This window comes from Thalassospira lucentensis (assembly GCF_001613805.1).
Taxonomy (GTDB): Bacteria; Pseudomonadota; Alphaproteobacteria; order Rhodospirillales; family Thalassospiraceae; genus Thalassospira; species Thalassospira lucentensis_A.
Genome location: NZ_LPVY01000021.1, coordinates 60,345 through 72,981, shown reverse-complemented (window position 1 = coordinate 72,981; position 12,637 = coordinate 60,345). Strand labels below are relative to the sequence as shown.

The 12,637-nt window shown below is 54.5% G+C and carries 12 protein-coding genes; 8 read left to right on the top strand and 4 right to left on the bottom strand.

Going from position 1 to position 12,637, the window contains the following annotated elements:
* The first annotated feature begins 160 nt into the window (after window positions 1-160).
* From AUP42_RS15960 to AUP42_RS15935, 6 genes are read left to right on the top strand one after another with little or no spacing between them, the layout of a single operon-like run.
* On the top strand, window positions 161-997 hold the full coding sequence (locus AUP42_RS15960; RefSeq protein ID WP_062952591.1) for a transporter substrate-binding domain-containing protein: 837 nt from the start codon (window positions 161-163) through the stop codon (window positions 995-997).
* A 26-nt stretch (window positions 998-1,023) separates the two neighbouring features.
* Window positions 1,024-1,686 (top strand): amino acid ABC transporter permease, encoded by a 663-nt coding sequence (locus AUP42_RS15955; RefSeq protein ID WP_007090812.1) that lies wholly within the window; start codon window positions 1,024-1,026, stop codon window positions 1,684-1,686.
* 11 nt (window positions 1,687-1,697) lie between these two features.
* On the top strand, window positions 1,698-2,357 hold the full coding sequence (locus tag AUP42_RS15950) for an amino acid ABC transporter permease (protein WP_062952590.1): 660 nt from the start codon (window positions 1,698-1,700) through the stop codon (window positions 2,355-2,357).
* A gap of 10 nt (window positions 2,358-2,367) precedes the next feature.
* Window positions 2,368-3,132 carry an amino acid ABC transporter ATP-binding protein gene (locus AUP42_RS15945; RefSeq protein WP_062952589.1) on the top strand — a complete coding sequence of 255 codons (765 nt, stop codon included), beginning with the start codon at window positions 2,368-2,370 and terminating at the stop codon, window positions 3,130-3,132.
* 21 nt (window positions 3,133-3,153) lie between these two features.
* Window positions 3,154-3,540: a RidA family protein gene (locus tag AUP42_RS15940; protein WP_082824806.1), complete on the top strand. Its 387-nt coding sequence runs from the start codon at window positions 3,154-3,156 to the stop codon at window positions 3,538-3,540.
* A gap of 43 nt (window positions 3,541-3,583) precedes the next feature.
* On the top strand, window positions 3,584-4,342 hold the full coding sequence (locus AUP42_RS15935) for an IclR family transcriptional regulator (RefSeq protein WP_062952588.1): 759 nt from the start codon (window positions 3,584-3,586) through the stop codon (window positions 4,340-4,342).
* A 407-nt stretch (window positions 4,343-4,749) separates the two neighbouring features.
* On the opposite strand, the gene AUP42_RS15930 is transcribed toward AUP42_RS15935, so the two are convergent.
* The 4 genes from AUP42_RS15930 to AUP42_RS15915 form a co-directional block, all read right to left on the bottom strand.
* Window positions 4,750-5,889 (bottom strand): DUF1513 domain-containing protein, encoded by a 1,140-nt coding sequence (locus AUP42_RS15930; RefSeq protein ID WP_062952587.1) that lies wholly within the window; start codon window positions 5,887-5,889, stop codon window positions 4,750-4,752.
* Between the two features lie 19 nt (window positions 5,890-5,908).
* Window positions 5,909-7,039: an imelysin family protein gene (locus AUP42_RS15925; protein ID WP_062952586.1), complete on the bottom strand. Its 1,131-nt coding sequence runs from the start codon at window positions 7,037-7,039 to the stop codon at window positions 5,909-5,911.
* 36 nt (window positions 7,040-7,075) lie between these two features.
* Window positions 7,076-8,533 (bottom strand): di-heme oxidoredictase family protein, encoded by a 1,458-nt coding sequence (locus AUP42_RS15920; RefSeq protein ID WP_062952585.1) that lies wholly within the window; start codon window positions 8,531-8,533, stop codon window positions 7,076-7,078.
* A 96-nt stretch (window positions 8,534-8,629) separates the two neighbouring features.
* Window positions 8,630-9,898 (bottom strand): imelysin family protein, encoded by a 1,269-nt coding sequence (locus AUP42_RS15915; RefSeq protein ID WP_062952584.1) that lies wholly within the window; start codon window positions 9,896-9,898, stop codon window positions 8,630-8,632.
* Window positions 9,899-10,131: 233 nt separating this feature from the next.
* On the opposite strand from AUP42_RS15915, the gene AUP42_RS15910 reads away from it, so the two are divergent.
* Both AUP42_RS15910 and AUP42_RS15905 read left to right on the top strand, forming a co-directional pair.
* Window positions 10,132-10,836 carry a cytochrome b/b6 domain-containing protein gene (locus AUP42_RS15910; protein WP_062952583.1) on the top strand — a complete coding sequence of 235 codons (705 nt, stop codon included), beginning with the start codon at window positions 10,132-10,134 and terminating at the stop codon, window positions 10,834-10,836.
* A gap of 221 nt (window positions 10,837-11,057) precedes the next feature.
* Window positions 11,058-12,578 (top strand): alpha-N-arabinofuranosidase, encoded by a 1,521-nt coding sequence (locus AUP42_RS15905; protein ID WP_062952582.1) that lies wholly within the window; start codon window positions 11,058-11,060, stop codon window positions 12,576-12,578.
* The last annotated feature ends 59 nt before the right edge of the window (window positions 12,579-12,637 follow it).

The following is a 12,637-nucleotide window of genomic DNA, read 5'->3' as shown; positions in this document are numbered from 1 at the left end:
TTTCGAAAGCCAAGGAAAACTGCGGGTTTCGCAAAAGCGAATTGACATGGCTAGATTTTGGTTTCAAGTTAAATCCGTAACAACGATACTAATTCCGGTATAACGGAATTAACCGGGACTCATCAAAAACGGTTGGCTCTTTTCATCAGCGGAGACAAACATGACCTTCTTAAAAACAATCGCAGTCGCGGCGCTTATGACCGCAACTGCCGGATCGGCCATTGCACAGGAAGCCAGCAAGCTTCAGCAGGTTCTTGATCGTGGTCACCTGATCTTGGGGACCGGCTCGACCAACCCGCCATGGCACTTCATTGACTCGGATAACAAGCTCAAGGGCTTTGACGTTGATATGGGCCGCCTTGTCGCCAAGGCCCTGTTTGGCGATCCCGATAAAATCGAATATGTCCAGCAGTCCGGCGATGCCCGCATCCCGAACCTTGTGACCGACAAGGTCGATCTGACCTGCCAGTTCATGACGGTGACCGCCGAACGCGCCCAGCAGATCGAATTCACGATCCCCTATTACCGTGAAGGCGTTGGTCTGTTGCAGATGGAAGGTGGCGACTACGCCGATTACGAGGCGCTCAAAGCTGCCGGATCGGACGTTACCGTTGCCGTTCTTCAGAACGTCTACGCCGAAGAAATGGTCCACGCTGCCCTGCCAGAGGCAGAAGTTGATCAGTATGACAGTGTGGATCTGATGTATCAGGCGCTTAATTCCGGGCGTGCGGATGCTGCCGCAACTGATCAGTCGGCATTGCGCTGGTTCATGGTCAAAAACCCGGGCCGTTACCATGACGCCGGATATGGCTGGAACCCGCAAAGCTATTCCTGTGGCGTGAAGCCGGGCGATCAGCGTTGGCTGAACTTTGTAAACACGGTTCTGCACGAAGGTATGACCGGTGTTGAATTCCCGTTCTACGCCGACAGCTTCAAAACCTGGTTCGGCACGGAACTGTCGGTGCCGCAGATCGGCTTCCCCGTCGAATACAAATAACCTAGCAGCATCCGGGAAGAACCGTTTTGAACTACGATTTCAATTTCAGCGTCATCTGGCGCAATTGGGAGCTGCTGGCACAGGGCCTTGGCCTTGGCTTGTTCCTTGCCCTTGTTTCGATTGCGATTGGTTGCGGGATCGGACTTCTGGCGGCTTTCGGGATGCTGTCCCGTCACCGGGTTTTACGCTGGATCGCAGTGGCTTATGTCTCTGCGATCCGCAATACCCCGATCCTTGTCCTGATCCTGTTCTGTTATTTCGCATTACCCCAGCTTGGCATTGCACTCGACAAGATACCGTCCTTCATTTTTACCCTGTCGATCTATGCCGGTGCCTATCTGGCGGAAGTTTTCCGTTCGGGCCTTGTGGCCTTGCCCAAGGGCCTGCGCGAAGCCGGGCTTGCCATCGGTCTGACGGAACTAAAAATCAAAATCCACATCATCATTCCGGTGATGTTGCGCAATGTGTTGCCGTCGCTTTCGAACAATTTCATTTCGCTGTTCAAGGACACGTCGCTTGCGGCCGCCATCGCGGTTCCCGAACTGACGTTTTATGCACGCAAGATCAATGTCGAAAGCTTCCGTGTGATTGAAACATGGATGGTTGCGTCACTGATTTACGTGGTGGCCTGCTATGTCATCGCGTGGTTCCTGCGCCAGCTTGAACAACGTCTTGCGGTTCCGCGCTGAAAGGCTTTCACATGAATTTTTCTCTTTTCCTGACCGAATTGTGGAATGCCCGGATGAACCTGCTGGCCGGGCTTGGCGATACGGTTCTGATTTCCGTCGCGTCCGTGCTGCTTGGAACGTTCCTTGGCGTTTTCGTTGGTCTGGCGATGACATATGGCAATAAGCCGACCCGGTTTGGGGTGCGGCTTTATATCGACTTCCTGCGTGGCACGCCGGTTTTCGTTCTGATCCTTGCCTGTTTTTATATTCTTTCGGTTGTGGGGCTGGATCTTAGCGCGTTTCAGGCTGGTGTGCTTGCGCTGACGATGTTCTGTTCGTCCCATGTCGGGGAAATTGTCCGTGGTGCGTTAAAGGCAATCCCGGCCGGTCAAACCGAAGCCGCCAAGTCAATCGGGCTGACTTTCGGGCAAACCTTTGCCTATGTCCTGCTGCCCCAGGCCCTGCGCCAGATACTGCCGACCTGGGTCAATACCGCGACCGAAATCGTCAAGGCATCGACACTGCTGTCGATCATTGGTGTGGTTGAATTGCTGCTGGCAACCCAGCAGGTCATTTCACGGACCTATCTTAGCCTCGAATTCTATCTCTTCGTTGGTTTCGTCTATTTCATTCTGAACTTCCTGATCGAACAGGCCGGCCGTGCTGTCGAACGCCGCATCTCGATCCCATAATGAGGCAGCCATGTCCCCCATTCTGACAATTACCGATCTTCACAAAAGTTTTGGTGATCTCGAAGTCCTCAAGGGCATCGATATGACCATGCAAAAGGGTGATGTCGTCTCGCTGATCGGATCATCGGGTTCGGGCAAGACAACCCTGTTGCGCTGTGTGAACCTGCTTGAAGATTTCGAACGCGGTTCCATCGAACTGGACGGCGAAGCCATCGGCTACAGACACGACGGTGGTGAACGCTGCCGTCTTTCCGAACGTCATATCGCGCGTCAACGCGCCATGACCGGTATGGCGTTTCAGCAGTTCAACCTGTTCCCGCATATGACCGCCATTCGCAATGTCATGCTGGGTCTGACCAAGACCAAGAAAATGGCAAAGGACGAAGCCTATGCCATCGCCGAAAAATGGCTTGAACGGGTTGGCATGATTGAACGACGTGATCATTTCCCCGGTCAGTTGTCTGGCGGACAGCAGCAGCGTGTCGCGATTGCGCGCGCGATTGCGATGAACCCGCGCATCATGCTGTTTGACGAAGTGACATCCGCCCTTGATCCGGAACTGGTCAAGGAAGTTCTGGCCGTTGTCCGCGATCTTGCCGATGACGGAATGACCATGCTGCTTGTCACCCATGAAATGCGCTTTGCCCGCGATGTTTCAAGCAAGGTCGTGTTCATGCATCACGGCCGTATCCACGAAGAAGGTCCCCCCGAACAGATTTTCGGCGCACCGGAAACAGACCGGTTGCGGGGCTTTCTTGCAAATTCTGAAATGTGATTGAAGACCAGGAGATATTGAATGACCATCAAAAGACACGGTGTCGGTGAAGCAAAAGGAAACGGTCAGAAGGCACTGCCTTTTGCAAAGGCTACGGAAGCCGATGGATGGCTTTACGTGTCCGGACAAACGCCGATGCGTGATGGCGAAGTCGTTGGAAACGGGATTGTCGAACAGTCCCGTATCGCTATCGAAAACATGCTGAAAATCGTCGAGGATGCCGGATATAGCGCAAGCGATATCATGCGCATTGGCGTCTGGCTTGATGATGCCCGTGATTTCTGGAGCTTCAACGGCGTCTTTCAGGAATATTTCGGCGATCATCCGCCTGCGCGCGCTTGCGTTCAGTCTTCAATGGTGGTGGATTGCAAGGTCGAGGTCGACTGCATTGCCTTTCGCAAGGCATAAGAACCTCTATCCAAAGAACTGATTGCCAGCGAAGAGGGAACTTATGAAAGAAGGGCAAATACGGAAACGGGCGCGCGGCATTGATCGGGCGTTTGATATTCTTGATCATTTGCGCTCTGTCAAAGTCTCGCAACGGCCTGCCGAGATCGCCCAGGCGCTCGGCGCGCCGACCTCTACGATCTATGATCTGATCAGCGTTCTGCTGGAACATGGCATGCTTGAGGCCACCGATGCCAACGGATCGGTGTTCCTTGGGCGTCGTGTCTATTTCCTTGGGCTGGCCTATCGCGAATATTTCGATCTGACCCGCGAAGCTGGTGTCGTGTTAGATGAAATCACCGCCACCACCAAGGAAACATCGCAGTTCTGCATGCTGGACGGCAACAAATACACTGTCGCTCTGCAACGCGAAGGCAGCCGTCCGTTCCGCATCAGCGCCAATGTCGGGGAACGCACTCCGATCCCGTGGACGGCATCGGGGCGGCTGTTGCTGGGCCATTTTTCCGATGATGAAATCCGCGATCTGATTCCGGCAAACGATTTTGTTCTGCCCGATGGCAGCCATACCGATTTTGATGCCTATATCACCGAAATCCGGCAGGCGGCAAAAGACGGGTTCTTTTCCTTCGACAGTATCGTCGACACTTTCACCCATTGCTTTGCCGCCCCGATCCGCGATCAGAACGGTGTGTGTGTTGCAACGGTATGTATTGTCGCCCCCAAGGATGATGCCCGCAAAAACTATGCGCAATATCGCGATGCGCTGAAATCCGCCGGGGACAAACTATCTCATAACGTCTGATGTCTTATCCGTCCGCGCGCAATATCTGTGCGTGGAGCAATGCCGGTTTCTTTGTGCTGAAAAGAGAAAGCGGCGGTTATCGTTTCCCGCATCGATAACCACCGCTGTTCCACCTTGAGAGGCCTGCGGGGAGAGAGACCCGCAGGTGAGAGACAAGCCTTTTGGGGACAAGTGCGAATGGGTTGCATTCGCGGGCTGTGTCGAGACCCGTTATAGGTCAGGAAAAATCACTGCGCAAGTGAAAATCGTTCGCATTTGCATAAAATTTTTGGTTGAGAGATTTGGGCTGTTTCTATCCCGACTAAAATGGTTGGTTAATGTCGCGGTTTTCTGCGGATTTCAGGTCGAAAATGCCAAAAAGGCCGCACGATCAGTACGGCCTTTCAGGTTGGGTTGGACGACGATATTTAAACGGAAATACGCCGCAGATGATTGTCCCAATGAAGCGATTTAAGCGAATCGTCGGGTAATTCGACGCGTTTTCGGCGAATCGCATCCATGCGCCACCCATTGCCAAGCCCGCTAGTGCCAACGAACTGGCCTGCTACATCTGTCGCGGCAAGGCCGCAGCCGTCCGGGGCGGCGATATGGGTCAGGAAGCCCGATGTTTTGACATCCCAGAATGTGATCAACCCGCCGCGTGGGCAGGAAATGCCAAATACCTGTCCCGATGCGTCAAAGCGCACCGATCCGCAATATTGCCGCATGCGCAGCTGGACATTATCCGGGGCTTCGATCGGGCGGATTTCGCTACCCGGCTGCCATAACCCGACCAGCGGTACCTGATCGGTCAGTTCCCCCTGATACTGGAAGCCCGCCGCAATTGTCCCGTTGGGGGCGACATCAAGATGGCGGATCGATAATTGATGCCAGTCGGCTTTAAGTGACGCCTGATGGATCAGTTTTCCGGTATGGCGATCAATGATCGACAGGTTTGGTTCCATAGTGTCGATATTAAGGGCGGTCCGACCATCAAAGTCCGGGTGGGTGTGCAAGCCACCATTGGCGATGACAAGGCTTTCGCCGTCGGGCATCAGGTGCAATTCGTGCGGTCCGGTGCCAAAGCTGTCAAATTCGGCAATGCGGCGATACCCGTCTTCGGCATCCCAGACGGAAACAACCCCGCGGGCATGATCAAAATCATTCTCGGTGACATAAAGGAACCGCCCGTCATCGGAATAAACCGCGTGTCCGTAAAACCGCCGGTCTTCCGGGCAATGCAGCTTGGCGCGGACCTCGCCACTATGGCGATCAAGGATCAGGCCATAAAGACCCGGCCTGCGTTCAACTGCGGCCACATCGACATGGTTTGGGCGCAGGCCAAGGTCATGACCCCGGCCGGGCAGGGCCTGTTCAAACAGGATCTTGCCATTGGCATTAAAGGCGCTGACATAAAAGTCATCATGATCCCCGGCACTGGCGGAAATATAATGCGCCCGGTCTTCAATAGATGTTGGTGCGGCGGCACGCGTAATGCTGATCGGCAACAGGGTAAAGGCCCCGCCAACACCCATGAGTTTCAAAAACTCGCGTCGTTGATGTTTCATTTTCCGGCCTCCCGTTCGCCTAGTCACCGTCAAGTGCGTTAAACCCGCCGCCCAATTGCGTCGTGCCGCCAACATCGCCCTCGACCAGCGTATTGACGAAGCTGACCTGCCCGGCAAAGTCGGCGAGTTTCTGATAACCGTCTGGCTGATCCAGAAGCTCGACAATCGATGGTGGCAGTTTATCAAGCGCATCCACCATGGTTTGCCAGTTCAGCCTGAAGGACCGATCCAGAAGGCTGCTGTCGATCAGAGCTGACAGGCCTTTGCCTTCTTCGCCGGTATCACCCCACTTGCCGTCATAAATCGCAAACAGCCCGGTAAGGTTATGGGTGATATTGCGCAGGGACCGTTTGGATGTCGGGCTTTCGGCCCGGCTGGCTTTGCCGTCCTTTGGTCCGTCGCCAAGCGGACGGCCAAGTTTCTGACTGACAATGATCAGAAGTCCTTCGTGAAGCGCGCGATAAAGGTCGGTCGCGGCAAATTTGGCATCCGGGTAATCCATGCTGTCCGGACCGGCTTCCATCATGCCCTGGGCAAATGCCGGCCATTCATCAACCAGTTCACCCGTCATGCGTTCCAGATTGGCGCCAATGGCCCCACCATAACCGCACAGGAACACGCCATCCTCGTCATCGTCCAGAAGCTTGGGTGACAGCTTGTCATCAAACAGGACCTGCTCAAGCGCCGGAAAACCCTGCAACGCGGCACTGGTTTCGGCGATTTTTTCCCGGTCGGTATAGATCGCGGGCTTGTCAAACATCAGCTTGCGGAACTGCCTTGTCGCTGTACCATGTTTGTCGGGCCAGTATTCGATATGCTGATCGCGACCATTGGCCACCATCGGCCCCATGCGCCACGGCTGCACTTCCTGCCACACATCCATGGCCGCGTGGAAATCCTCGCGCACCTCGTCAAGGCCATCCTGATCGGGTTCGGCACAGAAATCATCAATCCCCTCAGACAGATTGTCCGTTGCATCATGCAGCGCATCAAGCTTTGGCGGCATGACCACACCCAGAAGATGTTCAAGAACCGGGCGGTAATTTTCATCGGGGATATCGGCGCGTGCACCGGGCGGTGCCAATCCCACCGTCAGCAAGGCAGTTGCCCCCAAAAGGGCGGCTTTGCGAGTGTGACACAGGAAAGGCATGATATCCCCCGAACAGTAAGACGTCTAAAACAAGACTTACAAAGACTTCAGAAACGCGAGCAACTTGCTGCGATCCGATGATGGCAAGAATGTGACGGCGTCGCGCGCGGGTTTTGCCTCGCCCCCGTGCCACAATACGGCTTCCAGAATGCTGCGCGCCCGCCCGTCATGCAAGTAACCGGCACGCGGATCGATTTCCTGCGCCCGGCCCAATCCCCAAAGGGGGGGCGTGCGCCATTCCGTGCCGCTGGCCTCGGCTTCGGGCCGATGATCGGCAAGCCCGTCACCCATATCATGCAGCAGAAGGTCGCTATGCGGCCAGATCACCTGCCCGGATTGTTCCGGCATATCGGCACGTTCTGGCAATTGATAGCTTGGCGTGTGGCAGGATGCGCATCCGATTGAATTGAAAATTTCGCGCCCGGCCATGACATCCGGATCGGATGCGTTTTGTCGCATGGGAGGGGCGATGTTACGCGCGTAATAAAGCACAAGGTCGGTAATCTGGTCATGGGCCTCAAGATTATCGAACTCGGGATCGTTGCCATCCGGCGCACCGCGACAAAGGCTCTGGGCTTCGGTGCAGTCGCTGTATGCGTTCGGATAAAGCGGGGTTGAAAGGCCGATATCGAACTGGAATGCATTCTGGTTTTGCTGATCAAGGGTTGGCATTCCGGCCTTCCAGCCAAACCGCCCGATGGCGAGCTCGTCCTTTGCAATATCCCAAACCCGGTTGACCCGGCCCGATATGCCGTTCCCGTCGCGATCCTGCGGATCGGCGTTGGCAAGCAGGACCTCATCTGGAATGGCTTCCAGCAATCCCAGCCCGATCATTGGCGGGGCAATGCGCGGTGAAATCATTACATCATCATGCAATGGCCCATAGGCCAGATCAGCCATGCCATAGGTCGGATGACGCAATTCGACCATGGTGCCATCGGAAAGCTCGATGGTCTGGGTATCATAACGGACTGTAACCTTGCCCTCGGCCGGGACGGACGGGATCGAAAAATCCTGAAACTGTCCGCCATAAACCGGATCGGGCAGGGTCGATACACGCCCCGCTGCCAGCAATTCCCGATCCGTATCATTTTGCGGCGGGATCGACAGGCGCAGTAACATGGATGTTGCCCCGGCTGATGGATCGTTTGCATCGACCGGATGGCCGCGACCATTGCGGATATGGCACCCGTTGCACGCGCGCGAATTAAACAGTGGTCCCAAACCATCCGCTGCCTTGGTGCGCGTCGGGGCGGTTACCCAAAGCCTTTGAAAAAGGGCCTCGCCAAGCTTGAAATCAAGCCGCTTTTCAAAAGTCATATTGGCCGAATGATGGGTGAATGCCATTCGCCCGGTTTTCTTTTGCCATGTGGTCGCCCCGCCCGGCAGGCCATCGGCGGGCAATGTTTCGTTGGCAAATGCCGGTGTTATTGCCCCGAAAACAAGGGCGGTTGCAATCATGAAACGGGAAAGGCGCATGGCGGGAAGCTGCATGGAATTCTTCTAATCGTAAAAGCGAAACGGCGGGAGAAAAATTCCCCCGCCGTCGGACTCATTTGGGGTATGCCCCCGAATGCGGATCGTATCTGATCAATTGATCGAGGTCGGATTGTCAAGGCTGTCCGAACCTTCGAACTCGATCCCGTCAACACCAATCGCGGCAACGATCTGTTCGATCGATTTGGTCTGATCGACAAGCGCATCGACAAAGGTCTGAACAACGGCATTGCCGTCTTCATTGTCCATCGCGATCAGCTGGTCGAAATGCTCGCCTGCCTGTGCGCGGCTGACCATTGCTTTACCCGCCAGAACCGATGCCGCCAGTTTGGCGCGCAGTTCGGTATCAAGGCCTTCATCCTTGGCGGCAACCATGTCCGAAAGCGATGCGCCTTCGACGACCGAACCGTCAACACGGGTATAGCGGCCAAGATAAACGTTCTGGATGCCCAGCGCGTCATAGTAGTGCGAATTGTGGGTATTGTCCGAGAAGCAGTCATGCTCTTCTTCCGGATCATGCAGCAACAGGCCAAGTTTGGTGCGCTCGCCCGCCAGTTCACCATAAGATAGCGAACCCATACCGGTCACAATCGCGGTCAGACCCGGAACGCCGTCGCCTTCCATGACGGTTGCGCGTGCTTCGCCACCATCGGCCCACTGTGCGGTCATCCATTCCAGATCGGAAACCAGAAGATCGGTTGCGGCTTTAAGATAAGCGCCACGACGGTCGCAATTGCCATTGGTGCAGGCATCACCCGCAGCATAATCGGTCCAGGCGCGTGCACCGGCACCGGCTTCGGTTCCGTTCAGGTCCTGACCCCACAGAAGGAATTCAATGGCGTGGTAGCCGGTGGCAACGTTGCTTTCAACGTCATCAATTTCATGCAGGCTTTCGATCAGCGCGCTATCGATGGTCGACGCATCAAGGGTTTCACCAGAAATGCTAAGGCTCGGATTGGCAACGACATTGGCGGTATAGGCCGGGTTTTCTTCGTTTTCTTCGCCGTAAAGATCGGTTTCGACATAGTCTATCAGACCTTCGTCCAGCGGCCATGCGTTAACCTTGCCTTCCCAGTCGTCGACAATCGCGTTGCCGAAACGGTAAACTTCGGTCTGCTGATAGGGCACACGTGAAGCCAGCCATGCGGATTTCGCTGCATCGAAAGTTGCCTGCGACGGATCAGAAACCAGCGCGTTGACAGCAGACTGAAGCTGCTTGGCGGTGGTAACCGAGTCTTCGTAACCGGCATGTGCGATATCGGCATAGGTGGTCAGGACGTCTTTTGCGCCCGGCGCGGCATAGGCCTGTGCGCCAAGGGTGGATGCCAGTGCAGCCATCCCCAGAATTTTAACGAGTTTCATAGGAGTTCCCATCTGTCCCTGAAGGTGAGCCAAGGGCATAGCCCATCATGCTTCCGCATAATAGTTACTGCTTGTGATAATGATTTGCAAACTTCAAATATCTCAACAAGCAGATTTTCCACATTTTTTGCTGTGATAACCGGAATTTGACCTGCACTTTCGGCCGGATCGGGGCATCATCACAATCTTGCATTATTTGCCCGCGCAAAAAGCAGATTAAAGGGGACCTGCGTATGAGCGATCAGATTGAACCGCAAAAAACCGTCCGGCTTTGGGATTTTCCCGTGCGCCTGTTTCACTGGGCGCTGGTGATCGCGATTGTGACATCCTGGTGGTCCAATCAGGAAGTCATGATCGATATCCATGCGATTTCAGGATACAGCGTGCTCGCACTCGTACTTTTTCGCATCATCTGGGGATTTGTCGGCAGTTCGAACGCGCGCTTTACCAGCTTCCTTGCCGGACCGCGCAAGGTGATCGGCTATATGCGCAAACTTCCAAACGGCTCGGCCCGCGACCTGACTTATCCGGGGCATAATCCGGCGGGCGGCTGGATGGTTGTGGTGCTGATCCTGCTCGTGGCGATACAGGCAATAAGCGGCCTTTTCACCAGCGAGGATACCTTCCTGTTCTTTGACGGTCCGCTGGTTGCCTATGTCAGTTCCGATTTTGCCAGCACGATGAATTTCATTCACCACACCAATATCAATCTGATTTACGCAGCGGTAGCACTGCATGTTCTGGCAGCGATCTTCTATCTGATGATCAAACGCGAAAACCTGATCGGTGCAATGATCACCGGCATGCGCAAAGTCCCCGAAAGTGTCGCCACCGGTTTCATGCAAATCCGCTTTGCGTCCCCGGTCCTTGGGATCGCGATTCTCGTGGTTTGTGGTCTGGCGGTGTGGGGAATGGTTACCATTGCCAGAAGCGGGTGAAATATTTTATCATATCATCATACTAAATCGGAAAATGTGTTGCATTGCGGTAAGTTGCTGAGTTGACCGTCAGAATTCCGCGGGCATTGAAACCGAAAAACATGATATATACCAAAATTTATATATCAGTAATTTTGATATAAAACAAATTACTTGATATATAAATTTTGTGTTCCTAGGCTGACCTCATCAAAGAACAAAATACAGGTGAGGAAACAGTCATGCGGGCACGCGCAACCATTCACAGGGACTTTTCAATCGCGACTGTCGACAAGCGGGTTTACGGCTCGTTTCTCGAACATATGGGCCGTGCGGTTTATACCGGTATTTATGAACCCGGCCACGAAACCGCCGACAAAAACGGATTCCGTCAGGACACGCTGGAACTGGTGCGCGGGCTTGATGTGCCGATTGTACGCTATCCGGGGGGCAATTTCGTTTCGGCCTATAACTGGGAAGATGGTATCGGTCCGCGCGATCAGCGCCCGACGCGGCTTGATCTGGCGTGGCGTACCCGTGAAACCAACCAGATGGGGGTCAATGAATTCGCCGATTGGGCAAAGCTTGCCAATACAGAAATGATGCTGGCCATGAATCTCGGGTCGCGCGGGTTGGAAGATGCACGCAACTTCCTTGAATATTGCAACCATCCCGGTGGAACTTATTGGTCGGACCTGCGCAAGTCCCATGGCTATGCCGATCCGCATGATGTGCGCATCTGGTGCCTTGGCAATGAAATGGATGGTCCTTGGCAGGTCGGTCACAAGACTGCGCGGGACTATGGACATCTTGCCAACGAGGTTTCCAAGGCCTTCAAATATTTCGATCAGTCACTTGAAACCGTGGTTTGCGGGTCGTCGAACGACAAGATGAAAACCTATCCCGATTGGGAAGCCACGGTGCTTGAAGAAAGCTATGACAGTGTTGATTACATCTCGCTGCACAAATATTTCGGCAACGAGGAAAAGGACACGCTGAACTATTTCGGCCGTGCCGAAGAACTGGACCGCTATATCGTTACCATCGGCGGCGTGATTGATTACATCAAGGCCAAGAAGCGTTCCAAAAAGGATGTCAAAATCTGTTTTGATGAATGGAATGTCTGGTATCACGACCGCAAAACCGATGATCAGCGGATCAAGGAATGGGACTGGCCGGTCGCACCGGCCTTGCTTGAAGAAGTCTATAATTTCGAAGACGCACTTCTGATTGCCAGCCTGCTGAACGTATTCATCCGCCGTTCTGACCGCGTCAAGATTGCCTGCATGGCGCAGCTTGTGAACGTCATTGCCCCGATCCTGACGCGTGAAGGTGGCCCGGCATGGGCGCAGACGATTTATTATCCCCTGCAGTTCGCATCGAAGCACGGGCGGGGCACGGCGCTGAATGTCAGTGTGGATGTCCCGCGCTACGATTGTGATGTATCTCAGGACGTGCCTTATCTCGATGCGTCGGCTGTGCAGGCCGAAGATGGTAAGTCTGTTGCGATATTCCTGATCAATCGCCACCTCGACAGCGACCTTGGTCTTGATCTGTCCCTTGAAGGATTTGGCAAAACGAGGGTGATCGAGCATGTAGAGCTGTCCGGTTACAAGCTTGAAGACCGCAATTCGATTGACGCACCGGATACTGTAACTCCGAAAAAGGGCAGCGGTATCGGACTTGAGGACGGCAAACTTGCCGGAACGCTCAAGCCGCTGTCCTATCACATGATCCGAATTTCTCTTGATGCATCGGCCTGATGGTTACGGGCTGGCCGGAAGTGCCGGTCAGCCCGCCATCATGTCGGGTTCAGACTTGG